The sequence below is a fragment of the Rhodothermales bacterium genome (genome assembly GCA_041391505.1).
Lineage (GTDB): Bacteria > Bacteroidota > Rhodothermia > Rhodothermales > JAHQVL01 > JAWKNW01.
This window is the reverse complement of the sequence record JAWKNW010000019.1, coordinates 30,940-55,758: the sequence shown is the minus strand read 5'-3', so window position 1 is coordinate 55,758 and position 24,819 is coordinate 30,940. Positions and strand designations below refer to the sequence as shown.

Genomic DNA, 24,819 nt, shown 5'->3' with positions numbered 1-24,819 from the left:
TTGCATGATTTCTCAATGAGCAGGCGACTTGCTTGACCTGATGCCCCCACGCTGAAGCATCGGGGCTGCAGTTGTATCCCAAATGTCGGGCAAGATCGTTGGCCTTGAACATCGCGCCTAGCCCCCATGCTTCAGCGTGGGGGCTAGGGTTTGCAGCATTGCGCAAGCCACTCATCTTGTTTGGTGGCCCCAAGGTGCAGCGTGGGAGCAGGCTTCTCGCAGATCTCCTGGCGCTTGGATGAGCTGAAGCCAGGGAGATGCCGCTCAAACATTTTTCATCCTTTTCGCGCCTTCCCCCATCCATGCGTACATTCCAGCATCGCTTTCCAGAGCCCCCAACGCCAGCATCCGCCATGAAAACCGTCTACCTGCTGATCATCCTCCTTCTCCTCACCCTCCCCGCAGCCGGCCAGGACGATAGCTTCCGCCCGCTATTCGACGGACAAACCCTCGCCGGCTGGGAAGGTAATCCCACCTACTTCCGCGTCGAGAACGGCGTCCTGATCTCCGGCCGGCTCGATGCCGATATCCCGCATAACAATTTTCTCTGCACCACGGAGGAATTCGACAACTTCGATCTCCGGCTCGACGTTCGCATGAACGGCCGGCGCAACAACGGCGGCATCCAGATCCGCACCGAGCGCATCCCGCTCCACTACGAAGTCTCCGGCTACCAGGCCGACATCGGCGAGTGGCCGCCGGAGGACACGAAGTTCGTCTGGGGGGCGATGTACGACGAAACGCGGCGCAATACCTACCTCTCGCCGGCCCGGGAGGACATCCCCGACTTCGTCCACATCACCGACTGGAACGACTACCGCGTCCTCGCAGACGGCCCCCGCATCCAGATCTGGGTCAACGGCGTCCTCACAACCGACTACACCGAAACCCAGGCCGTACCGGGCAAGGGCCGGATCTGCGCCCAGATCCACGGCGGACCCGCCGCCGAGGTGTGGCACAAGAACATCCGCATCAAGGAACTGAGCTACCCGCTGTTCGACGGCAAGACCCTCGCCGGCTGGGAAGGCAATCCCGACTACTTCCGGGTCGAGGACGGCTCCATCGTCGCCGGCCGGCTCGACCGCGCCATCCCCAACAACGAATTCCTCTGCACCACGAAGGAATACGGGGATTTTGAGCTGACGCTCCAGGCAAAGATGCGTGGCAACGTCAACAACGGGGGCATCCAGTTCCGAACCAAGCGCATCCCGAACCACCACGAGGTATCCGGATACCAGGCGGATATCGGGGCCGTGGGCACCAACGAGAAGCCCGTGCCGGTATGGGGCTCGCTGTACGACGAGAGCAGGCGCGACCGCTACCTCGTGCCGGCCGTTCCCGACATCGCGTCTTTCTCCAGCATGACGGAGTGGAACGACTATCGACTGGTGGCGAAAGGCTCCCGCATCCAGATATGGATCAATGGCCGGCAAACCACCGACTTTACCGAGGTCTCGCACGTAGACGACTCCGGTGTGATCTGTGTCCAGATACACGGCGGGCAGGCGGCCGAGGTGTGGCACCGCAATCTGGCGATCCGGGTATTGCGCTAGGGCATCCTGCGGGATCGCAGGATGACTTCGGCTCGAACAGACAACGAGAACTGCCGCCGGCGGCGGCAGAAAACCTGATGCTTTCAGATAAATCCGTTTCCTTTGCCTCCCTCCACGCCGGCCCCGGCTTCGTCATTCCCAACCCGTGGGACGTCGGCTCCGCGCGGCTGTTGCAGGCGCTCGGGTACGAGGCGCTCGCGACGACCAGCGCCGGCTTCGCCTGGTCGCTCGGCCGGCTCGACGGCGAAGTGACGCGCGGCGAAAAACTGGCGCACTGCCGGGCTATCGTCGAGGCCGTCGACATCCCCGTCAGCGCCGACCTCGAGAACGGATTCGGGCACAAACCGGAGGAAGCGGCCGAAATGATCGTGCTGGCTTCGGAAACGGGGCTGGCCGGCGGATCCATCGAGGACTACAGCGGCAACCCGGACGACCCGATCTACAGCCTCGATCACGCCGTCGAACGCATCCAGGCCGTCGTCGAGGCGATCCGTGGTCTCCCGACTCCCTTCGTGCTCACCGCCCGCGCCGAGAACCTCCTTCACGGCCGCATGGACCTCGACGACACCATCCGCAGGCTCCAGGCCTTCGAGGCCGCCGGCGCGGACGTGCTCTACGCCCCGGGTCTCAAAACGCTCGACGACGTTCGCCTCGTCACCGGGTCGCTGTCAAAACCCGTCAACGTCCTCGGCCCTATGGTCGCCGGCGCATCCGTCGATGACCTGTTCGACGCCGGCGCCCGGCGCATCAGCCTCGGCGGCGCCCTCGCCCGCGCCGCTCTCGGCGGCATGCTGGACGCGGCCGTCCAGTTGCGGCAAAACGGCGGCTTCGGCTGGCTCGCCGGCGCCGCCCCGGGGGCTCGCATCGCGGCGCTGCTGCAACGCTGGCACTGATAGCGTGGTTGACAAATTCCCTCGTAGTCATCCATTGTACGTTCTATGGCCCCCACGCTGAAGCATGGGGGCTGCGGATTTTTCCCAGCCATTGCGTGATGCTTCTAGCCTGCCTGGCTCAAAACCCGCAAAAAACGCTCGAAACCATTTTTCCCCCATGCTTCAGCGTGGGGCAGCCACCCCGGCCGTCCACCACTTGACCGCAAGCCGTTTTAGCACACAATTTCTCGACCATGGCCGCAACCGGATCGCAGCTAGGTCGTAATCGACCTAGCACTATGTCCAAACAGACCTAGACGATCCGCCCATGCAATCCAAACGCCTCCTCGCGGCCTCGCTCGAACCGGTGATGCTGACCTTGCTGGCCGAAGGGCCCAAGTACGGCTACGAAATCATCCAGCGCGCCCGCCGGCTCTCGAACGGCCGCATCCAGTGGTCGAACAGCCAGCTCTACCCCCTCCTGCACCGACTGGAGACGGACGGACTCGTCGAGGCCTTCTGGGAGGCGTCCGAGAACGGGCCCGACCGCAAGTACTACCGCCTCACCCCGCAGGGCCTCGATGCGCTCGACGCGACGAAAAACGAATGGCGCGCCATGCACGCGATTTTTGCGGAGCTGTGGGGCCCCGAGTTCACCCTGGGACTGGCCGGCTGAGGAAACGCATATGTTCGATCTGGAAAAAGCGATCGCCGCCTGGCGGCATCCCTACACCTTTGCCAAGGCGTTCAGCGCGCGCGACATCGACGAAATGGAGCGCCACCTGCGTGATCAGGTTGAGGAACTGGTTCAGGCCGGCGCGTCGCCGGAAAGTGCCTTTCGCCAGGCCGTCGCCGAGATGGGCCCGCTGGACGCCGCCACCCGGGAGTACGGCAAAGTATGGTGGCGCAAGGTGCGGCACCGGGGCGCGGTATCCCACGAAGCACGCGCGATGTACGCCATGGCGCGCAACGATGTCAGACTGGCCTATCGCAACCTCTGGCGCGACCGGGTGCCGTCGGCGATCAACATCCTCGGCCTGTCCATCGCGCTGGGCTGCTGCATCACGGTATATGTATTTCTGGCGACCTGGTATTCGCTCGACAGCTTCCACGCGCAAGGCGAACGCCTGCTGCTGGCGCAGCATGTCGTCGAACGCAACGGCCAGTCCGAGATCTGGGGATCGATGCCCATGCCGCTCGGGCCAGCGCTGGAGGCGGATATCCCCCAGGTGGAACGCGCCGTACGCATCAACCGCGCCGGCGTGAGCATCCGCCGCGGCGACGAGCTGTTCGACGAAGCGGTCACCTTCGTGGACATCGGCTTTTTCGACGCCCTGTCCTTCCCCCTGGCATCCGGCACGCCGGAGGCGCTGCGCGATCCATCGGCCGTCCTGCTCAGCGAACCCATGGCGCGCCGGCTCTTCGGCGAGGCCGACCCGGTGGGAGAAACCCTCGCGATGACCTTTGACCGACGCGTGCGACGCACGGTGACCGTCGCCGGCGTCCTGCAGCCCTTCCCGGCCAACAACGGCTTTCGGTTCGACATGCTGATGGGCTTCGACACCCAGTACGACCTCGGACTGGCCGAGCGCGACGATTGGCGGACGCAGACCTCGGGCCTGTTCGTGCTTGCGCGCACGGCCGGCGATGCCGCGTCGATCGCCGAGCAGATGAACCGCTACCTCCCCGTCCAGCACGCCGCGAACTCCGAATGGCCGATCCAATCGTTCGGATTCGACACTTTCACCGCTCCGTCTTCCGACGCCTTCCGCATCCGGGGGCGCATCTCGGAGCCGGCGGATCCCGCGCTGACGGTGCTGCTCGTGCTGATCGCCGCTTTCATGCTGGCGCTGTCGGTGTTCAACTACATCAACATCACGCTGGGATCGGCCGCGCGGCGGCTCAAGGAAATCGCGCTGCGAAAGGTGATCGGCGGCAACCGGCGGCAGTTGATCGCCCAGTTCATGACGGAGAATGTGCTGCTCTGTCTGATGGCCCTGGCGATCGGCATCGCCCTGTCACGGTTGGCGATGGTGCCGCTATTCAACGCCACCTTTGTGTTGAACCTGGACCTGCGGTTCTGGGAGCACCTCGGCTTCTGGGCCTTCCTGGTCGGGCTGCTGGCGTTCGTCGGCATCGCCTCGGGCGCCTATCCCGCGCTGTACATCGCGTCCTTCGAACCCGTCGCCATCTTCCGGGGCCGGCAGCGGCTGGCGGACAATGCCTGGTTCACGCGCGCCTGCCTCACGTTCCAGTTCGTCCTCGCCTTCATCACCGTCATCATGGGGGTCGTGCTGACGCTCAACAGCCGCTACCTGATCCGGCAGGACTGGGGCTACGACCCTTCGCACACCCTCGTATTCGAACTCGAGGACATCAGCCAGTACCAGCCGTTCCGGGATGCGCTCGCGCAACACGCCGGCGTGCTCTCCGTCGGCGGCGCGGCCGAGCACATCGGGCGGACGCCCGGAAGGGCGGAACTGCGGAGGCCCGACGGCGAAACGACGCCCGTGCTCCGCTACGACGTCGACTCCGCCTATGTCCAGACGCTCGGATTGCGCCTTAGGGAAGGCCGGCTCTTCGACCCGGGGCGCACCGGCGAGGCGGGCCGCGCGGTTGTCGTCAACGACCGCTTCGTCCGTGCGATGGGATGGGCCAATCCGCTTGGACAGACCGTCCGGCTCGACACCACGGTGTACGCGGTCGTCGGCGTCGTCGAGGACTTCTCCTTTTTTCTACTCGCCGAACCCCAGCCCGCGGCGCTCGTGGCGAGCCCCGCAACGGCCTTCCCCTACCTGACCGTCCGTGTGCGCGACGATGCCCTCGCGGGGGTGGAGGCCTATGCCGAAACCGTGTGGAAGCGTCTCTATCCCGAATCCACGATCTCAAAGTACCGGCAGGCGACGGTATTCGACGACACGTACCAGCAGTACAACAGCGTCACGCAAACCTTCAACTACATCGCCGGCCTCGCGCTGCTCATCGCGTGCATGGGGTTGTTCGGTCTGGCGTCGCAGAACATCGCGCGGCGGATGAAGGAAATCAGCATCCGCAAGGTCGTGGGCGCTTCGCTGGGGCGGCTCACGATCCTGATCAATCGGCGTTTTCTCGTGCAGCTGGCGGTGGCCGCCGGCATCGCCACTGCCCTGTGTATCCTGGGTATCAACCTGCTTCTCGGGGTCGTCCGCGAATCGGTCCCGATAGCGCATATGCCCCTGACTCCCCTGCCCTTCCTGGTCGCGTACGCCCTGGTGCTGGGCACCACCGCCCTGGCGATCGGGTCGCAGTGGCACAAGATCGCGGGCGCGAATCCCGCTGACGTGCTGCGGGGCGACGGGTGAGTCCTTGAGGAAAGATTCGCCGGCATGACAGGGTGACGTTCGTTAACTTCGGCCACGAACGCCAACCCGATATCCCCCATGCAGCAATCCTGGATCACCCGCGCCGGCGGGCCCGAGGTACTCGAACTCCGAGAAGCCCCCACCCCCGAGCCCGGCCCGGGGCAGGTCCGCATCCGCGTCGAGGCGAGCGGGGTGAATTTCGCGGACGTGATGGCGCGGCGAGGCCTCTATCCGGACGCTCCGCCGCTGCCAACCGTCGTCGGCTACGAAGTGGCCGGCACGATCGACGCGGTTGGCCCGGGCGTGGAGCGCTCGCTCGGCGAACCGGTGCTCGCCTTTACGCGCTTCGGCGGGTACAGCACGCATGTGATCGTCGTCGATGGCCAGGCGATAGCCCGGCCGGCGGGCATGCCGGTGAACGATGCGGCCGCGCTCCTCGTCAATTACATCACCGCCTTCCAGGCGATGGTATTGATGGGCAGCATCCGCCGGCCCGAAGAGATCGGCCGCCCGGTCCGCGTGCTCGTCCTGGGTGCCTCGGGCGGCGTGGGCACGGCGGCGGCGGACCTCGGACGCTACTACGGCGCGGAGATGTATGGCGCGGCCTCGGCCTCCAAACACGCGTATGTGAGGGAACGAGGCTATGCGCATGCGCTGGACTACCGGGAAACGGGCTGGGAAAAACGCGCGAAGGAGCTGACGGACGGGCATGGGTTCGACCTCATCCTGGACCCCGTCGGTGGCGAGAGCTGGTCGACCGGATTCGACCTGCTCGCGCCGGCGGGCCGCATGGTGATGTTCGGCTTCTCGACGGCGTTCGATTCCGGCAAAACCATGGGAAAACTGGCGTTCCTCAAGGCCATGACCAGCGTGCCGTGGCTCAAATTCCTCCCTTTTCCCCTGATCGACACCAACAAGGGCGTGCTCGGCCTCAACGCCGGCCACCTCTGGGGGTATCCCGAAGAAGTGCGGCGTTGGATCGATCGCCTGCTTGAGTTATATACCGAAGGGCATCTCAAACCGGAAGTCGACCGGACCTTCCCCCTCGCCGAGGCCGGCGCGGCGCACGCGTACCTGGAGGAGCGTCGCAATCGGGGCAAAGTATTACTCATTCCTTAACCAGATGCTACTTTCGGGCAACGGGAAGATGGATTACACTGGAGCAAACATGACACGCCGCATGTCGCGCCCCTGTTTTCAGGTTGGCCTGGCGGTTGCGCTGGCCGTCGTCGCGCTCGCCGGCTGCGCGCGCCAATCGGCCATCGTCACCACCGCCACCGGGCTTCGGTATCAGGTGCTCGTGGCGGGCGAGGGCGACCCCGCCCGTCCGGGGCAGCGTGTGACGATTCACGAAACCGTGACGCTCCGGAACGGCACCCCCGTGTTCGATTCGCGCGAGAAGAACACGCCGATCACGATTCAACTGGGCGTCAATCAGGTCATCGCCGGCCTGGATGAAGGGGTCACCGGGATGCGGATCGGCGAACGACGCATCTTTACGATTCCGCCGGCGCTCAGCCATCGGTCGTCGTATCCCCCCAACACACCGCCCGACTCGACGCTCGTGATCGACCTCGAAGTCCTGGACATCCTCGATCCCTGATCGACCTGTATCCGCAGCAGAACCCAGATCTTTCCAACGCCCGCATGTCTGGCATCCGTCGCTTCGTCACCCTCGCATGCGCCCTCTCCTTCGTCATCCTGGCCGGCGATAGCGCCGCACAGGTGCGCAATCCAAACCGCTTCCTTCCGTTGGAGGTGGGCAACCGGTGGGAGTTCGCCACGACCCGTAAATCCGGCGCGGCCGTGCCGGCTTTTCTCGTCTATGCCGTCCTCCGGGACACCGTGATCGATCGCCGCGCCTATGTCGTCATCCAGGAACGACGCCTGAGCAACATCCGAACGCACGTCGCCTCGAGCGAATGCGTCATGCCGACTGGCGGCGAGAATCAGGCCCGTGTGCCGCCGGCCTTCCCTGCCTGCTTCGAGATGCTGGTCACGCCCCGGTGGGCCGGGCAGTCCGGGACGTCCCGCGATCGCCCTGTTGAAATCCGGATCGGAATGGACGCGCAGTATGCGGCCCCCGCGACCACGACCCACCGCGATGCATGGACCTCGTCGTACGGCGATGAATACACGGCAACCACAACCTACGCGCTCGGATTGGGGCCGTATCATCACGAGCAATCGCGCAGCTACCGCGTCGGCACGCGGCCCGACGATGCGTGGGAGGCGAATCTCATCTTTGCGCGCGTCGGCAACGCGACATATGGAAAAAGTGCGCTACCCGTGGCATCCTCCTCAGCGCGCGCCGACGCGCTGCCGGCATTTAACATCCACCCGAATCCCTTTTCGGATCGCCTCGTAGTGGAGACATCGGCCGACGTGCGGCAGGATATCCGTGTCGAATTATTCGATCTCCTCGGGCACAGCGTGGCGGATACGACCACCCGATTCCCGGAGGGATCCATCACGATTCGGGTCGCCGGCATGGCCGACGGCATGTATCTTCTACGGTTGAGCGACGTCCACGGGCACGCACTCGCCCGGCCGCTTGTCCGACTTTCCAGATGACTCACCTGATCGCGCTCTGTTATGTGGGATGAACGCTACAGCACGGAAGAATACATCTACGGCACCGACCCCAACGACTTTCTGGCCGAGATGGCCGGATCGCTCCCGGTCGGACAAACGCTCTGCCTGGCGGATGGCGAGGGGCGAAACGGCGTTTATCTGGCCGGCCTGGGCCATGCCGTCACCGCGGTGGACAGCTCGTCGGTCGGGCTCGACAAAGCACGCCGGCTCGCCGCGACCCGGGGGGTCGAGATCGCAACCGTTCATGCCGACCTGGCCGACTTCTCCATCGAACCGGGCGCCTGGGATGCCGTCGTATCCATCTTCTGCCATCTCCCCGGCGCCCTCCGCCGCGCCGTGCACCGCCGTGTCGTGGAGGGACTCAAACCCGGCGGCGTGCTCCTGCTCGAAGCATACACGCCGGATCAGCTCCGCTTCGGGACCGGCGGACCGCCGGATGTCGACCGGTTGATGCGGCTCGCAGATCTGAAAACCGAACTGGATGGACTGACGTTCGAGGTCGGTCGCGAGCTGGAGCGCGACGTGATCGAAGGCCGCTTTCACGGCGGTCGCGGCGCCGTCGTACAGGTCTTCGCCCGCAAGAAATGATATGAAGCGCGCTGCTCTCGTACTGCTCGTCCTGCTGGCGGTGGCGGTAATCGGCTGGCGCATCAGCCGGTCCCGGTCGTTTCAGTTTTTCGGCGGGCTGGTTACGCGCGTCGACACCGCCGAACCCGTCGTGGCGTTGACCTTCGACGATGGCCCGACCGCGCTCGGCGTCGATTTTATCCTCCCCTTGCTGGACAGCCTCGACGTGCGCGCCACCTTTTTCCTGACCGGCCGGGAGATCGCCGAGTCGCCCGAGCTGGCCCCGCGGCTCATCGCCGCCGGCCATGCGATCGGCAACCACTCCTACACCCACAGCCAGATGGTGCTGAAGTCGCTGTCCTTCGTCCGCGACGAAATCGAGCAGACCGACGCGCTCATCCGCCAGGCCGGCTGGACCGGCGACATCCCGTTTCGGCCGCCCTACGGCAAACGGCTTCTGGTGCTCCCTTATTACCTGGATGCCACGGGGCGAAAGACCCTGCTCTGGGACGTCGAGCCGGAATCAAACCAGGGCCCCGAACCCGATCCGGTGGCGATGGCGACCGACGCGATCGAGTACGCGCGGCCGGGATCCATCATCATCATGCACATCATGTACGAAAGCCGGCGGACCTCCCGCGAGGCCATACCGCTCATCGTCGACGGGCTTCGCGACCGCGGCTTTCGGTTCGTCACCGTGCAGGAGTTGATGCAGGCATACGCCAACGACTAAACCATCGCACGCTCATGGCACACCATCGCGCAGCCCGACTTCTGTTCGCCGCCGCCCTGCTTCTCCAGGCAGGCTGCGATCCCTCAACCGACGCCCCCACTACGGCCCTGCCCGGGTGGACCCTCGTCTGGAGCGATGAATTCGACACCGACGGCCTGCCCGACGCGGGTAAATGGGGATACGATGTCGGCGATCACGGCTGGGGGAATCAGGAACTCCAGAATTACCTCGCCCGAAATCCCGAAACGGCCCGCGTCGAAGAGGGCCACCTCATCATCACGGCTTCGTTGACCGGCGAAGGCGACAGCAAGACCTACCCCTCCGCCCGGCTCGTCACAAAAAACAAGGGCGACTGGACCTACGGCCGCGTCGAGGTGCGCGCGAAGATCCCGCGGGGCCGCGGCACGTGGCCGGCGATCTGGATGCTGCCCACCGCGAACACCTACGGGACGTGGCCGGCGAGCGGCGAGATCGACATCATGGAGCACGTCGGGTTCGACCCCACCAACATTCACGGCACCGTCCACACCAGTTCGTTCAACCACACGATCGGCACCCAGAAAGGCGAGGCGCGCATCGTCCCGACGGCGCTCGACGCGTTCCATGTCTACGCCATCGAGTGGCGCAGCGACCGCATCGACTTTTTCGTCGATTCCGACCGCTACTTCACCTTCGCCAACACCGGCAACGGGCCGGCCGATTGGCCCTTCGACCAACCCTTCCACCTCGTCATGAATATCGCCGTCGGCGGGTCATGGGGCGGCCAGCAGGGCGTCGACGACACGATTTTCCCTCAGGAAATGCAGGTGGATTACGTGCGCGTGTATCGCGAAGAATAAACGATCTCCGGTGCCAACCCAATCCCTCACCCATCATGAATCGAACCTGGACAGGCCTCCTCCTGCTCGTGGTATCCGGCTGCGCCATCGGCCAGGAGCGCTTTCTCGACACCCCCTATCTTCGCGCGCCTGAACACGCGCCGGACCATTTCATGGTGGCCGGCGCATCCGATGCCGAGCTGGTCGAGCCACGTCCCGGCAACGGGTGCGTGAGTCCGATGGTGGATCCGCGCGATGGCACCCGCCTGCTGCTCTTCCGCTCCGCGGCGGGGCTGGGCGATTACGACGCGCCGGCCGGGCAGTACGGCCTCGAAGATGGCGAGTTGCTGCGCATCGAATGCGCTACCGGACGTCCGGAAGGGGTGGTCAGGCGCTAGCCTGCCCTGCCCGTCCGCAATAAAAAAGGGACGCCACCGCGGTAGATCCTCGCGGTGGCGTCCCGATCAGGTGACGGTCGAGGGCAATCAGTCGCTCCCGCCAACCAGCTCGTTGAGACCTTTCAGGATGAACTGTTGCTGTTCCTTATCCTGCGCCTTCTCCAGATGACGCGCCAGGGCCTGGACGGCCTCCGGAGAATCCATCGCGGCGACGCGCCGGACGGTGAAGTCGAGCTGCTTCGGCAGCCTGGACGCCATGGCCAGGTCGAGGGCCCGGTTGAGGTCGACCGTCGCCATCGGCTCGGCGGCGTACCAGACGAGCAGCGGCAGGTTGTGGTCGCCGGCGTCTTCCGCGTGGGCCATCAGGCCTTCGAGCACACCCCAGCGCTGCGCCGGCTCGATGCGCTGCATCGCGCTCGCGAGATAGAGCCGCACCAGCGCCGACGCGTCCGTCTTCGCCATGGAGGCCATCTTCGTCAGCGCGCCGTTCGGCAGCGTCCTGTCCTCCGCCATCAACTGGATGGCCCAGCTGCGGACGGCCTCGTCTTTGTCGCTGAGCAGCTTCACCATGTCCTGATCGCTCAGGCCTTTCGTCACGTGGAGCGCCCACAGCGCGCGCAGACGGCGCGTGACGTCGGTGTTGCCGTCGAGGATCTTCTTCAGGCCGGCGTGCACCTGCGGGTTCGGGCCGCGCTCCTGGAGGATGCGGCGCGCATGGCGCACGTACCAGTCGTTCTTGTTGAGCATCTGCGCGACGAGTTCGTCGTTGCTCATCTTGCGGAGATCGACCCGCACGAACCGGTCGTTTTCGTGCGTGATCTTGAAGATGCGGCCCAGCGTCTTGTCGTGCACGTCGGGGTTCGAGCTGTGGCACTGGTTTTTGTCGTACCAGTCGATCGCGTAGACCGAGCCATCCGGCCCGTACTGCAGGTTGAGCCACTGCGACCACGTATCGTTCGTGAGCAGGAAGTCGTCCCCGTGGTGCCCCACGTAACCCGATCCCTGCCGCTCCATCACATCGACGTTCGTGCGGTTGCCGTGGATGTTGTTCATGAACAGCTGGTTGCGGTATTCCGCCGGCCAGGATCCGCCCAGATAGAACATCGCGCCGGCGTGGGCATGGCCACCGCCCTTCAAATCCGACCGGTTGTTGCCGGCGTGCGGACCGCGCTCGCCGACCCAGTGGACGTGGTCCGCGTGCGTCGTGATGTCGTCGTAGATGTACGGGTTGAAGTGCTTGCCGCCCTGGCGGAAGTAGCGCCCGCCCTGGATCACGTGATACAGATGCGGGATCACGCAGGCCGTGATGAAGAAGTGTCCCTCGTCGTTGTAGTCGAGCCCCCACTGGTTGCTGCCGCCCTCGGCGAAGACCTCGAACTCGTGGCGAGTCGGATGGTAGCGCCATACGGAAGCGTTGAGCCGCGTGCGCTCCGCGTCCGTCGCGCCGGGCTTGCCGACGTTCGAATGCGTGAAGACGCCGTGGTTGCCGTACAGCCAGCCGTCAGGACCCCAGGTAAAGCTGTTGAGCGTCTCGTGGGTGTCTTCCGTGCCCCATCCGTCGAGCAGAATCTGCGGCGGCCCGGACGGTTTGTCGGCGCCTTCCTCCATCGGGATAAACATGAAATACGGAGCCGCGCCGACCCATACGCCGCCGAAACCGACCTCGAAGCCGCTGACCAGGTTGAGGCCGTCGGTGAACAGCTTCTTGCTGTCCAGCGTACCGTCGCCGTCGGTGTCCTCAAATATGTAGATGCGGTCCTTGCCCTCGCCCTCCGGCGCCGGCGTGGGATACGTGTTCGCCTCGACCACCCAGAGCCGGCCCCGATCGTCCGTCGTCATCGCGATCGGGCGGACGATGTCCGGCTCGGATGCCGCCAGCGTCACCTTGAAGCCGGCCGGCACCTTCATCGCCTTCACGGCTTCCGGACCGGAGAGGCCGGCGTTGAGAACCGGATCCATCGGCGGCATGATAAAGACGTCCGCCGGATTAAATTCGTTCGGGAAGATGGGCCGCGAGTCGTAGAACTTGAAGTCGTCGAAACTGATAAACGCGAAGCGCTGGTCGGAAACGTACGGGATCTCGGAGATCCCGGTCTCGTCGTCGATCAGGCGGATGTAGATGTCCTGGCCCTGATACGGGCGGAGGTCGACCACCACCGGACGCAGCGTCGAGTGGTCGGCGCCGTTGGTCTTGAAGATCACCTCGTTGTTGCTCGCGCGGACGAGTTCGACCCGCGTATCCGCGAGCGCCCCGCCGGCGACCAGAAAGCTCGCATAGGGGTGATTCACGGAGAAGGTGGTGGACGTCATCTGGCCCAGCGCCCGGTGCCCGACGACTTCGCCGCTGCTGACCCAGTATTGCCCTTCGTGTCCGCTCCGCGTATCGCCCGTGCGTACCACGACCACGTCGCCGTTGATCGGCTCCGGCGTGAAGCCGGTGCCCTCGACCGTCCAGTCCGTCAGCGTGCCGTCCTCGAAGTTGAGGTTGACGGGGCGGCCGTTCTTGACCGCCGGGAAGCCGGCGATGACCGGGCCCACATCCTCGAGAATCTGGAACTTGCCTTCCATGCCGGCGGCCCGATGCCCCGGTATGGTGCAGAAATAGATGTCGCTCTCCTGGGCGACAAATGTGATGACGTCGCGATCGCCCGTCTCGACCAACGTCTTGCTCTTCGCATCATGCTTCTGCAGGGCGATGTCGTGCGTCATCGGCTCGGCGTTGATGATGGTGATCTGAACCGTCTCGCCCTTCGCGGCCTGGAGCAGCGGGTTGCGGATGCCGTCGATCGCGCCGCCGACGCCCCGGTAGCCGAGGATGGACGCCTCGAGCGTGTACTCGCGATCCGCGACACGCGCGCCGGCCGTCTGCGTCTCAGGTTGCGCCGGCAGGAACCAACCGGAAAACGTAAGGAGTCCGAGGACGGCGACCGCCGCCAGAGTAAGTAGGGAAGTTTTCATCGCCTAAGGGGTGAACCGCGGGTGGAATACACGGAAAGCGCGGAAGCGCTTCAGGAATGTAGGGAGTCCCTTTCAAATAAGCGACGGTTGCGGAAATGCGCGTTCAAGGTTTAATGGAATCGGGAGACCCTTGAACGCTGAACCTTGAACCTCGAACCTTAAACCTCGAACCACTGCACGCAGCAGCCTTCAGCCCCCGATCAGAATCATCGGCCGGTTCTCTCCCGCGGCGATGTTGTACATGCCGGCGTGGGCGGCTTTTTTCCGCTGGACGGCGGCCTCGACGATCTCCCGCATCGTTGCGTCGCTGGCGCCGGCGCGCATTGCATCGCGGAGGCTAACTTCGGCGTTGCCGAACAGGCAGACCTTGAGGTTGCCATCGGCTGTTATGCGCAGGCGGTTGCAGCCGCCGCAAAAGTTCTCGCTCATCGAGGTGATGAAGCCGACCGAGCCGGCGTAGCCGGGCACGCGGTAGGTCTTGGAGGTCTCGTTCGGTCCATCCTCCTGGCGCGCCAGACCCGGGTGCTCCGCCTCGATCCGCTCGATCATCTCGGTGTAGGCCATGAACCGGTCGTCCTTCCAGCCGTTGCCTTCGAACGGCATGTATTCGATGAACCGTACCTCGATGGGCTTTTCGCGCGTTAGCGTCACAAAATCGGCCAGTTCGTCGTCGTTGAAGCCGCGCAGGACCACGCAGTTGATCTTCACCGGGCGATACCCGTATTCGATCGCCATGTCGATCGCGCGCATCACCAGCTCGAACCCCTCGCGGCGGGTGATGGTCGCGAACCGATCCTCGCGCAGGGTATCGAGGCTGATGTTGAGGAGATTCACGCCGGCGGCATGCAGCGCCGGCAGCTTTTTGGGCAGGAGGAGCCCGTTCGTCGTCATGGCGAACGTGCGCAGCCCCTCAAGCCGGCCGATGCGTCCTACCACGTCTTCCACATCCTTGCGCACCAGCGGCTCGCCGCCCGTGAGCCGGATCTTGGTCACGCCGGCCTCGACGAAGAGCCGCGAAAGGCGTTCGATCTCTTCGAACGTAAGGATGTCGGCGTGCGGCTTGAGCGGCACCCCCTCCGCCGGCATGCAATACTGACACCGCAGATTGCACCGCTCGGTAAGCGAAATGCGCAGGTACGTGTGATGGCGGCCGAAGGTATCGGTAAGCATGGCGGTTGTCGATTCGAAAGGCGGGCACGGGGTTGTACCGAACGCGCCCCGCGAGGTTCGGCCGGCTTACTCGCGCGCCACCGGCCGGTCGGGGTCGGTGATCCATTCGCTCCACGAACCCGGATAGAGCCTCGCTCCGGGGTAGCCGGCGTGCGCCATCGCCAGCAGATTGTGTGCCGCCGTCACACCCGACCCGCAATAACAGACCACGTCTGATTCCTCCACCCCCTCGAAAAGCGGCGCGAAACGCGCCTTGAGCCGCTCCGGCGGGAGAAACCGGCCGTCGATATCGAGATTTCCCCCGAATGGAAGCGATCGGGCGCCCGGAATATGCCCCGCGACGGGGTCGATCGGCTCGACGCGCCCGGCGAAACGCTCGTACGCCCGCGCATCCAGCAGTACAAAATCACCGGCCTCGCGGCGGGATGCTACCTCCTCGGCCTCGGCGACGAGCCCCGCGTCGAGCCGCACCGTGACCGCCCCTTCCCGGGCCGGCGGCGTCGCGGTGTCGACGGACCCGCCCGCCTGCTGCCACGCATTCCATCCCCCATCCAGCAACGCCACCCGTTCGTGTCCGATCCAGCGCAGCAGCCACCACAGCCGGGACGCCACGCCGCCGCCGGCGTCGTCGTAGACGACCACCTGGGTATGATCCGTCACGCCCCATCCGGCGACGGCCCGCGCAAACTCCTCCGGATCGGGCAGCGGGTGCCGGCCGGTCTTGCCGGGCAGGATGGGGCCGGACAACACCTCGTCCAGATGCGCGTAGTAGGCCCCGGACACGTGCCCTTCCGCATAGGCGCGCCGGCCGCGCTCGGTATCGTCGAGCGAAAATCGGCAATCGACCACGACCCACGACGGATCGTGCAGGTGCGTTTTCAGCGTATCGGCGGAGACGAGGGTCGTGAAGGCCATTGGATTTGCGATTAGCGATTAGCGATTAGCGAAGGGGATTTCCCTGCTTGGCGTTCCGGTGGCAATTTCGGGTGCGCATACCGATTTTACCAGGGGAAAAAACCTGCAGGCGCGTTGAACGGGATGCGGTTGATAGATTCGGGAAACACACAATAACCGACATCCTGCATCCCGCATCCCGTATCTTTATCCCCAGACACCCAGCGCATTCTACCCCACGCCGATGTACGAAGTAAAGCAGATTCTCCACCACGCTCGTCGGCTGCGCGACGCGGGGCAGCCGTGTGCGCTGGCGACCGTGGTCAAAATCGGCGGATCCACCTACCGCCGGCCCGGCGCGCGCATGCTCGTCGACCGCGACGGCGCCACCTGGGGCACCATCAGCGGCGGATGCCTGGAAGGGGAAGTCGCCGAGCGCGCCCTCGAGCAGATGAAAACCGGGGTCGCCGAAACGCACCCCTTCGAACTGGGCGAGGACGACATCATTCTCGGCTTCGGCACCGGATGCAACGGGATCGTGCACGTGCTCATCGAACCCTTCGCCGCCGGCGAAGCGGTGACGCCGCTGGACTGGATCGGCGACGCGTTCGCGTCGCGCAGGCCGGCCGTCATGGCGACCGTGCTGGTGGCGACCGGCGCCTGGGAAAACCAGGTCGCGCGGCATGCCCTCTTCGCCGGCGATGAACCGATGCAGACAAGCGCCCCACTGCCCCCCGATCTGCTGAACGCCATCCGGCAGGACGCTCGGGCGTTGCTCGACGACCACAGTGTGCCCGACCACAAGCAAACCTGGCAGAACCGCGTTTACGAAACCGCCACCGCCAGCGCCGACGTCCTCTTCGAGACGGTCCAGCCCCCGATCCGCCTGTTCGTCTTCGGCGAGGGCCACGACATCGCCCCGATCGTCCGCATCACCCGCTCGCTCGGCTGGGAAACCTGGATCGTGGGCCGGAAGCCCGAAGCCGAACTCGCGCGCAAGATCCCCGACGCCGACCGGCACGTCTTCCTCATGCACCCGGAGGAGGTGGCAAGCCGCATCACGCCGGATGCGCGGACGGCGGCGTTCGTCATGAACCACAGCTACCTGCGCGACCGGGCGCTGCTCGCCGGCCTGATCGAAACGCCGATCCGTTATATCGGCCTCCTCGGCCCCCGAAGCCGCACCGAGCGCATGTTCGTCGAGCTCGCCCCGCTCTCCGAGGAGGTCGAGACCCGCATCTACGGACCGCTGGGCCTGGACATCGGCACCGAGACCCCGGAAGAAATCGCCCTCGCGGCCATCGCCGAAGCCCAGGCCGCCTTCCACGGCCGCGCCGGCGGCATGCTCCGCGACCGCACTGCCGCGATTCATTCGTGAAGGTTGCAGGTTACACGTTGCAGGTTGGCAGGTTTATTTCCTGAGGTGCTTGAACGTGCATTGGATGGCGAGATGCCGATCTAGAGCGCTTTCGACAACCCCGTCGCAAGCGCCGGGGGCTCAGGAAGACAACCCGTTTTTATTTCTCAACTGTTTCTGAGGCATCATGCGCGAGTCATCGCATATCCAGACGCGTTGCCGTGCAGCATCCAGCATGGCACCGTCAACGCATCTTGCGATGTGCATGGTGCGATTTTAATTCCTCGAAAGCGTTCTCCGTATCCACATCCCGCAGCACTCCCTCGTCGTCTACCGGCACCTCGACGACGCGGGCCGCGTGGCGCTTGAGGATGCCCCGGCATCCCTCCGGCTCTTCGTGCGCCAGGATCTCGTCCCGATAGGCGCTGGAGAAGAGGACCGGATTCCCGCGCGTTCCCCGGTAGACGGGCACCACGATCCCGCCGGCCTCCAGCGCGTCCACCAGCAACGCCAAGGTCGCCGGCCGCACCAGCGGCATGTCGCCGAGCATGATCAGATAGCCGTCAGCCGATTCGGACGCAGCGCGGACGCCGGCCTGGATGGAGGAGGTCATCCCGGACGCATAGCCGGCGTTCGGGACACAACGAAGCGCCACGCCTTGCAGCACCGATCCTACCTGGTCCCCCTCATGTCCTACCACCGCCATGCACTCACCCAGCGGCGCTTCTCCCAGTGCCCGCGCGGCATGGAGCACCAGCGGCAGACCGCCTAGCGGCATGAGCAGTTTGTTCGCCTCGCCCATCCGCGAAGAAAGCCCCGCCGCAAGCAAGATACCCGATACAAACACCGGCTTTTTGCGGTCCGATTTCGTCATTTGCGTATCAGTCGATGCCGATCTAACTTCCGATCCGAATTGCCGTCACCGGCTGCTTCGCCGTCAGCAAGACGTCCTCCGGTTTCAGTCAGCGCCCATCTTAACGAGGATAGAACGGAATGTCCATTCAGAAAATATCTTTCAACGAGCAGGTCAGCGCAAACCTCAAGCGCGCCGCCGCTCTTACCGATTACCCGCCGGGACTCATCGAGCAGATCCGCATCTGCAACAGCGTTTACTCGATCCAATTCCCCCTCAAGCGGGACGACGGGAGCATCGAGGTCATCAAGGCGTGGCGCGCCGAACACAGCCACCACCGCACGCCGGTCAAGGGCGGGATCCGGTATAACGAACACGCCGACCAGGACGAGGTGATGGCCCTCGCCGCGCTGATGACCTACAAATGCGCGATCGTCGATGTGCCGTTCGGCGGCGCCAAGGGGGCGGTCAAGATCAATCCGCGCGCCTACTCCGAGGCCGAACTGGAGCGCATCACCCGCCGCTACACCTACGAACTCATCGCCAAAAAATTCATCGGCCCGGGCATCGACGTGCCGGCGCCCGACTACGGCACCGGCGCCCGCGAAATGGCCTGGATCGTCGATACCTACAACTCGATGACCACGTCCGAACTCGACGCGCTGGGCTGCGTCACCGGCAAGCCGGTCGCCCAGGGCGGGATCCGGGGCCGCGTCGAGGCCACCGGCCGGGGCGTGTGTTTTGGCATCCGCGAGGCGTGCAGCTTCGAAGAGGACATGAAGACGCGCGGCATGAAGACCGGTATCGAGGGCAAGACGTGCGTCGTGCAGGGGTTTGGCAATGTGGGGTACCATTCCTCCAAGTTCATCCAGGAGTCGGGCGGCGTCATCCTGGCCATCGCGGAGTACGACGGCGCGATCTACAACCCGAAGGGGCTCGACATCGAAGCCGTCGACGCCCACCGCAAAGAGCACAAGACGATCACGACGTTCCCCGGAGCCACGCTGATCAAAAATACGCTGGAAGCGCTCGAACTGGAATGCGACATCCTCGTGCCGGCGGCGCTCGAGAACCAGATTACGATGGAGAACGCGTCCCGCATCAAGGCGAAGATCATCGCCGAAGCCGCTAACGGACCGGTTACGGCCGACGCGGCCGAGGCGCTCACGGCGCGGGGCGTGCTGATCATCCCGGACATGTACCTCAACGCCGGCGGCGTCACCGTATCCTATTTCGAGTGGCTGAAAAACCTGTCGCACGTGCGTTTCGGCCGCATGGAGAAACGCTTCGAGGAGCGGAGCAACATCCAGATCCTGCAGACGCTGGAAAAAATGACGGGTAAGTCGATCGACACCTCGATGATGCGCAGCATCGCGCACGGGCCGGACGAGGTCGACCTCGTCAACTCGGGGCTCGAGGACACGATGGTCGAGGCGTACCGGCAGATCCGTGTCATCCAGGAGCGTCACGAGATGAAGATCGATCTGCGCTGCGCCGCGTTCATCTCCGCCCTGGAGAAGATCGCCTACGCGTACGAGCTGCGGGGTATTTTCCCTTGACATCGTGCATCGTAACGATGTTTTTGGGTAACGCACCCCGCGTCTAAGGACCCACGCACGTAGATGCCCGAACCCACCTGTTCAGAGGACCCTGCTTCAGGCGACGCTTTCGTCGCCGGTCGCCGGGTTGATGTCGCGCACCACGGCCTGCTGGTGTTCTTTACGCTGATCTGGGGCTCCAACTTCGTGCTGGCGGAGATCGCCCTCCAGGAGCTGGCGGCGATCTCATTCAGTGTGGCGCGTTTCGTCGCAGCCGCCGGCGTGCTGCTGATCGTCCTCTACCTGCGCGGCCGCGCCACCGGGCCGCGATGGCTGGGGCTTTTCCCTGTCCTGCACCGGGCCGACTGGCCACGCCTGCTCGTCGTATCCCTGCTGGGGGCCACGATGGCCCCCTGGCTCGGTATCGAGGGGCTCCACCTCACGTCGAGCGGACGCGCCGCGCTGTGGCTCGCCATCTGTCCGGCGGTGAGCGCCGGTCTGGGCTTTTTGCTGCGGACCGAACGCTTGAACCGCATCGGCCTCATCGGTCTGGTGGTGGCGGCGGCGGGCACGATCGGCCTCGCGCTCGACGGGATGGCGCCGGGCCGTAACGCCTGGCAGGGCGACGCGCTGCTTTTTCTGGGGATTTGCTGCACAGCCGCCGAATTGCATCTCATCAAGCCCCTCGCGATCGCCTACGGCGCCACCTCCGTGGTTGCCGCGCGGACTGCGATCGGCGGCATGCTGTACGTGGCCATCGCCCTGCCCTCCATCGCCGCACAGCCCTGGCTGTCGCTCAGCGCATGGACCTGGATCGCCATCCTCGCCGGCGGGGCGATCGGCGTGGGCGTGGGACAATGGATCAAGGTTCGCGCCCTGGACACGCTCGGCCCCACCCGCGTGGTACTGTATGGCAACCTGGTCCCGCCGGCCACCCTGTTCCTCGCCTGGCTGATCCTCGGGACGGAGCCCACGGCGGTCGAGATCGGCGCCGGCGTGACGATCATCGCCGGCGCGATATGCCTCCAGCTGGGCGATCCGCATCGGCCGAAGGAGCTCTCGGTCGCGTCCTGATGCGCGCATCCCCGGCACCCGGTGGGCGCGCCGGCATCATTTCACCTCGCCGTCGTACCGCAGCCGTTTGTTGAGCAGCGTGCCCCAGAGTTTGTTGTAGGGATGCACCTGTTCGACCGGCCGGCCGTCGCGCTCTACAGGAAACCCGTTGTTGGCCCACATGAACAGGGAGCCCTCCAGGTTGGCGACCTGGCCGGCGCCGGCCTGCCGCAGCTTCTCGGCCCGGGCGGAAGACCGGTACCCGACCGAGCAATAGACGACGATAGGCCGGCCGGCCGCTACGGCGAGGAGCGAATCGGCATCCTCGGCATCCGGATCGGCATGCACCGCGCCGGCGATGTGGCTCACGTCGTATTCGGCCCGGGTGCGCACATCGACGAGCAGGGGTTGCACCCGCGTGTCGTCGGCAAGCCAGCGCGCCAGCGAGTCCACGGTGATCTGATCGACTTCCGGATACCGATGCCGCACGTCGCGCAGGACGGTCGACCAGACCAGCGTCTGCGCGTTCGCCATGGCCACGGGAAGGAAGAGGGTGAGAACCAGGAATTTTGTCATGTATCGGAATGTTGATTCGACTCGACGCTTCAGATCGCCCATCGGACCGCACCATCGGATCGCCCCATCGGATCGCCCCATCGGATCGCCCCATCGGATCGTAAGAGCACCGGCGCTGTCCCGGATTGGAACGCCCGAGAAGCCCCTCCGTTCAACGAGCCGACCCTCAACAACCTCCAAACCCCCTTTTCCGACCGATCCAATGAGCACCCAGGGACGCGTACTGGTAGCGATGAGCGGCGGCGTCGACTCGTCCGTCGCGGCCGTGCTGCTGCGCGAGCAGGGGTATGAGGTGGTGGGGATCACGATGAAGACGTGGGACTACACGTCGAGCGGCGGACGCGGCGGCAAGGAAGTCGGTTGCTGTTCGCTGGAATCCATGAACGACGCCCGGGGCGTCGCCCTGGCGTACGGGTTTACCCATTTCATCGTCGACATCCGGGAAGAATTCGGCGACTGGGTGATCGAGCGGTTCACCGAGGAGTACCTCGCCGGCCGCACGCCCAACCCCTGCGTCCTGTGCAACACCCACATCAAGTGGGCCGCCCTGCTCCGCCGGGCCGATGACCTCGGGTGCGATTTTATCGCCACGGGGCACTACGCCCGCCTGCGCCATGACGAGGCGCTCGGCCGGCATGTCCTGATGCGCGGCCTCGACACCAACAAGGACCAGAGCTATGCGCTCTGGGGCCTCCCGCAGGAACACCTGCGCCGGTCGATTTTCCCGCTCGGCAGCTTCACGAAGCCCCAGATCCGGCAGATGGCGCACGACTACGGCCTCCTCCGGGTAGCGGACAAGCCGGATTCGTACGAGATCTGCTTCGTGCCAGACAACGACTACCGCCGGTTTCTCAAGGACCGGGTGCCGACGCTCGCCGGCACGGTGAAGGACGGTCCGTTCGTACTCAGCGACGGCACTCCCGTCGGCCGGCACGAAGGCTATCCGTTCTACACCATCGGGCAGCGGCACGGGCTCGGGCTGGCGCTGGGCTTTCCGGCCTACGTCACGCGGATCGATGCCGAAACCAACACCATCACGATCGGCCCCCGGGAAGAACTGTTCCAGCAGTCGCTTGTCGCGCGCCAGCTCAACCTGATCAAGTACCCCGACCTGCGCACCGAGCGGCCGGCCGAGGCGAAGATCCGGTACAAGGACGACGGCGCTCCGTGCCTCGTGTGGCAGAGCGACGACGACACCCTCAAGGTCGTCTTTTCCGAAGCGCGGCGAGCCATCACGCCGGGGCAATCGCTCGTGCTGTACGAGGGCGACGATGTCCTCGCCGGCGGGTGGATCCACGGCGCCGGCGAGACGCACATCGATGTACCCGCGGCCGACGTCGACATCCTCGGCGAAGAATCCTGATCGCCCGGGGTATCCCTCGGGCGCAACCTCCTCTCTACCTCAACCCGATCTCCATGCGCCTCCTTCTCGGATTGCTCCTCCTGGTCCTCGCCGCGCCGGCGTGCAAAACGACCTCTTCCCCGAATGCCGAGGGAAGCGTCCAGGCGACGATGCCCTTCAAAGGCACCATCGTCTACCTCGACCTCGAGGGCGGCTTCTACGGCATCGAGGCCGAGGACGGCGAGCGCTATTTCCCCATCAACCTCGCGCTCACCTACCGCGAAGACGGCCTGCGCGTCCAGTTCGACATGCGCCTCCGCACCGACGTCATGACCACCGTGATGTGGGGCACGCCCATCGAGATAATTGAGATGGGGCGGTTGTAGTTCTAGGTTCGAGGTTCGAGGTTCGAGGCTCAACGTTCAAGTTTCGATGAGCCAGGTCATCATATCGAATGCCCTGGAACCTCGAACCTTGAACGTTGAACCTCTCCCCAGCCTAGCGCTCGTAAAAGAACGGCGGCTCGATGCCCAGGGCGCGGAGGTACACGTAACCCTGGCCGCGGTGGTGGACTTCGTTGTCGACGATGTAGTTCAGGATCCAGTACCCGGGTCCTTCCCACTGCCCGAAGGCCAGGTCGACCTCCAGGAACCGGTGCCCCGGGATCGTGGCCCAGGCTTTATCCAGGCCTTTCGTGGCTTCATCCCACATGCGGAGCGCTTCTTCCTTCGTGGCCGGTTTCGGGCCCGGGTTGAATTCCCATGTGCCCGTCGCTACGCCTACGACCGTGGGCACGGTCATGCCGATGATCTCGCCGACCAGCTCGGAGAACGGACGCATCCCGCCGATCGAAAACGAGGCAAACTTGTCTTCCGGAAACGCCTCGATGATGCGGCGCGTCAGGCGGCGATGACCCTGCCAGTGCTCGAGAAAGGCATCGGCGGGAATAAAGAGGGTGTGGTTTTTTTCGGTAGCCATAATGGTGCTTCGGGAGTTGGTGACTGATCTTGCGCGCGTTTCGAACGTCCGGTGCCGGGCATTGGGATGCGGGAGGCCGGATGCTGGATGCGGGATGCAGGATACGGGATGCAGGATACGAGATACTGGATCGCCGACAAAACACGCACCCGGAGCGTATCCAGTCTCTTGACTCCCGCGTCTCGACATCGCCTCGATGACGCGCGAAAGATCGCGTAGTGAATGTACGTCCGCAGGTTACGCCGGCCCCGATGTCAACGCTATGTCACAGGGTACTGGACCCTTTTTTCGCGAGCCCAGACACCTACTTCGCCTGCATCCAGTACGCTTCGAGCATCTTGTAGGAGGAGGACGATCCCGACGACATGTCGACGAGCCGGGGCGACAGAAAATCGGTGTGCGGTGCGTAGTCGAGCGCGCTGCGTCCGTGCGGGAGGAGCTTGCCGGCGGCGACCGTGAACGGGAACGTCTTGATCGGCTTGCCATCCGCCTTGATCACCACCTCACAGCCCCCGTCCGTCGCCGCGAGGTTTTTCAGCGTGAGGTATTCGCTCGATCCCCTGGCGATCTCGCGGCTGAAGAACTGCCAGTCGTCGTTGCTCAGGACCGTGTTCGAGGTCGTGGCGGCGACTTCCTTGCCGCCCTTCAGGATATGAACGGTCAGCATGGCGCGGCTGCCGGCATCCGGCACTTCGCGGAGGCTGGACCACCAGTTGATCTTGACCAGGCCGGCGGGGTCGTCCACCGGCGCGGAGAAGTAGGCCAGGTCGGCCCAGGGACCTGCCCGCCGGTAGCTCGTTTTGGGATTAAACGGGTCGCCGCTACTGCCACCTTCGAGCGTGAACGGCAGGGTGGTGACGGCCTCGCCGTTCACCTGGAGCGTCATCGTGAAGTCGCCGGCCTTGTTGAGCTGAAAAATGCCGGGGCCGCTGTTGGCCACCAATCTTCCGAAAGCCGGAAAATCGCCCGCCGGCTCGACGCGCAGGGGGATCGTGACCGGGGCGCCACCCCCGCCCGACACCACGAGCGACGCCTCCGCCCCCTGGGGCGGAAAGACGACCTGCAGACCGTCGACGTTGAAGCCGCCGTTGGCCTCGTAGAATCGCAGGTTCAGGAGCGACTGGTACTCGGCCGCCGGCTGGTAGCCCTGGGCGGCGGCCTGAAGCGTTACCAGGAGGAGAAGGACAGCTATTCCGGATGCGCGCAGGCAGCTCATGTTGGCT

23 protein-coding genes are annotated in these 24,819 nt (G+C 64.9%); 16 read left to right on the top strand and 7 right to left on the bottom strand.

Annotated elements, in window-relative coordinates:
* Positions 1-353 precede the first annotated feature (353 nt).
* The 11 genes from R2834_16820 (at position 354) to R2834_16770 (ending at position 10,877) form a co-directional block, all read left to right on the top strand.
* Positions 354-1,553: a DUF1080 domain-containing protein gene (locus R2834_16820; GenBank protein ID MEZ4701998.1), complete on the top strand. Its 1,200-nt coding sequence runs from the start codon at positions 354-356 to the stop codon at positions 1,551-1,553.
* A 77-nt stretch (positions 1,554-1,630) separates the two neighbouring features.
* On the top strand, positions 1,631-2,446 hold the full coding sequence (locus R2834_16815; GenBank protein ID MEZ4701997.1) for an isocitrate lyase/phosphoenolpyruvate mutase family protein: 816 nt from the start codon (positions 1,631-1,633) through the stop codon (positions 2,444-2,446).
* A 307-nt stretch (positions 2,447-2,753) separates the two neighbouring features.
* Positions 2,754-3,101: a PadR family transcriptional regulator gene (locus R2834_16810; GenBank protein ID MEZ4701996.1), complete on the top strand. Its 348-nt coding sequence runs from the start codon at positions 2,754-2,756 to the stop codon at positions 3,099-3,101.
* 10 nt (positions 3,102-3,111) lie between these two features.
* Complete coding sequence (locus R2834_16805; GenBank protein ID MEZ4701995.1) at positions 3,112-5,766, top strand: ABC transporter permease; 2,655 nt, start codon at positions 3,112-3,114, stop codon at positions 5,764-5,766.
* Between the two features lie 78 nt (positions 5,767-5,844).
* Positions 5,845-6,885: a zinc-binding dehydrogenase gene (locus tag R2834_16800; GenBank protein ID MEZ4701994.1), complete on the top strand. Its 1,041-nt coding sequence runs from the start codon at positions 5,845-5,847 to the stop codon at positions 6,883-6,885.
* A 61-nt stretch (positions 6,886-6,946) separates the two neighbouring features.
* A complete protein-coding gene (locus tag R2834_16795) occupies positions 6,947-7,369 on the top strand; it encodes an FKBP-type peptidyl-prolyl cis-trans isomerase (protein ID MEZ4701993.1) in 423 nt (140 codons plus the stop codon).
* A gap of 44 nt (positions 7,370-7,413) precedes the next feature.
* A complete protein-coding gene (locus R2834_16790; protein MEZ4701992.1) occupies positions 7,414-8,340 on the top strand; it encodes a T9SS type A sorting domain-containing protein in 927 nt (308 codons plus the stop codon).
* Between the two features lie 21 nt (positions 8,341-8,361).
* Positions 8,362-8,949 carry a class I SAM-dependent methyltransferase gene (locus R2834_16785; GenBank protein ID MEZ4701991.1) on the top strand — a complete coding sequence of 196 codons (588 nt, stop codon included), beginning with the start codon at positions 8,362-8,364 and terminating at the stop codon, positions 8,947-8,949.
* A 1-nt stretch (position 8,950) separates the two neighbouring features.
* On the top strand, positions 8,951-9,661 hold the full coding sequence (locus R2834_16780; GenBank protein ID MEZ4701990.1) for a polysaccharide deacetylase family protein: 711 nt from the start codon (positions 8,951-8,953) through the stop codon (positions 9,659-9,661).
* A gap of 14 nt (positions 9,662-9,675) precedes the next feature.
* Positions 9,676-10,500, top strand: a complete 825-nt coding sequence (locus tag R2834_16775) for a glycoside hydrolase family 16 protein (GenBank protein MEZ4701989.1) — start codon at positions 9,676-9,678, stop codon at positions 10,498-10,500.
* A 35-nt stretch (positions 10,501-10,535) separates the two neighbouring features.
* Positions 10,536-10,877, top strand: coding sequence for a hypothetical protein (locus R2834_16770; protein MEZ4701988.1), 342 nt, complete (start codon positions 10,536-10,538; stop codon positions 10,875-10,877).
* An 87-nt stretch (positions 10,878-10,964) separates the two neighbouring features.
* Here R2834_16770 and R2834_16765 read toward each other — a convergent pair whose 3' ends face one another.
* From R2834_16765 to R2834_16755, 3 genes are all read right to left on the bottom strand, one after another.
* Positions 10,965-13,835: a plastocyanin/azurin family copper-binding protein gene (locus tag R2834_16765; GenBank protein ID MEZ4701987.1), complete on the bottom strand. Its 2,871-nt coding sequence runs from the start codon at positions 13,833-13,835 to the stop codon at positions 10,965-10,967.
* Between the two features lie 189 nt (positions 13,836-14,024).
* Entirely contained in the window at positions 14,025-15,005 is a 981-nt protein-coding gene (gene moaA / locus R2834_16760) for a GTP 3',8-cyclase MoaA (protein MEZ4701986.1), read from the bottom strand.
* A gap of 66 nt (positions 15,006-15,071) precedes the next feature.
* Positions 15,072-15,920 (bottom strand): sulfurtransferase, encoded by an 849-nt coding sequence (locus R2834_16755; GenBank protein ID MEZ4701985.1) that lies wholly within the window; start codon positions 15,918-15,920, stop codon positions 15,072-15,074.
* A gap of 223 nt (positions 15,921-16,143) precedes the next feature.
* On the opposite strand from R2834_16755, the gene R2834_16750 reads away from it, so the two are divergent.
* On the top strand, positions 16,144-17,277 hold the full coding sequence (locus R2834_16750) for an XdhC family protein (GenBank protein MEZ4701984.1): 1,134 nt from the start codon (positions 16,144-16,146) through the stop codon (positions 17,275-17,277).
* 223 nt (positions 17,278-17,500) lie between these two features.
* On the opposite strand, the gene R2834_16745 is transcribed toward R2834_16750, so the two are convergent.
* Positions 17,501-18,130, bottom strand: coding sequence for a nucleotidyltransferase family protein (locus R2834_16745; protein ID MEZ4701983.1), 630 nt, complete (start codon positions 18,128-18,130; stop codon positions 17,501-17,503).
* Positions 18,131-18,249: 119 nt separating this feature from the next.
* Here R2834_16745 and R2834_16740 point away from each other — a divergent pair, with 119 nt between their 5' ends.
* A complete protein-coding gene (locus tag R2834_16740; protein MEZ4701982.1) occupies positions 18,250-19,668 on the top strand; it encodes a Glu/Leu/Phe/Val dehydrogenase in 1,419 nt (472 codons plus the stop codon).
* 63 nt (positions 19,669-19,731) lie between these two features.
* Entirely contained in the window at positions 19,732-20,721 is a 990-nt protein-coding gene (locus R2834_16735) for a DMT family transporter (protein ID MEZ4701981.1), read from the top strand.
* Positions 20,722-20,757: 36 nt separating this feature from the next.
* Here the strand turns inward: R2834_16735 and R2834_16730 are convergent, their stop codons facing one another.
* A complete protein-coding gene (locus R2834_16730) occupies positions 20,758-21,276 on the bottom strand; it encodes a rhodanese-like domain-containing protein (GenBank protein MEZ4701980.1) in 519 nt (172 codons plus the stop codon).
* Between the two features lie 202 nt (positions 21,277-21,478).
* On the opposite strand from R2834_16730, the gene mnmA reads away from it, so the two are divergent.
* A complete protein-coding gene (gene mnmA, locus R2834_16725) occupies positions 21,479-22,639 on the top strand; it encodes a tRNA 2-thiouridine(34) synthase MnmA (protein MEZ4701979.1) in 1,161 nt (386 codons plus the stop codon).
* A 53-nt stretch (positions 22,640-22,692) separates the two neighbouring features.
* A complete protein-coding gene (locus tag R2834_16720) occupies positions 22,693-23,004 on the top strand; it encodes a hypothetical protein (GenBank protein MEZ4701978.1) in 312 nt (103 codons plus the stop codon).
* A 112-nt stretch (positions 23,005-23,116) separates the two neighbouring features.
* Here the strand turns inward: R2834_16720 and R2834_16715 are convergent, their stop codons facing one another.
* On the bottom strand, positions 23,117-23,596 hold the full coding sequence (locus R2834_16715; GenBank protein MEZ4701977.1) for a DinB family protein: 480 nt from the start codon (positions 23,594-23,596) through the stop codon (positions 23,117-23,119).
* A gap of 304 nt (positions 23,597-23,900) precedes the next feature.
* A complete protein-coding gene (locus R2834_16710) occupies positions 23,901-24,812 on the bottom strand; it encodes a hypothetical protein (protein ID MEZ4701976.1) in 912 nt (303 codons plus the stop codon).
* Between the last annotated feature and the right edge of the window lie 7 nt (positions 24,813-24,819).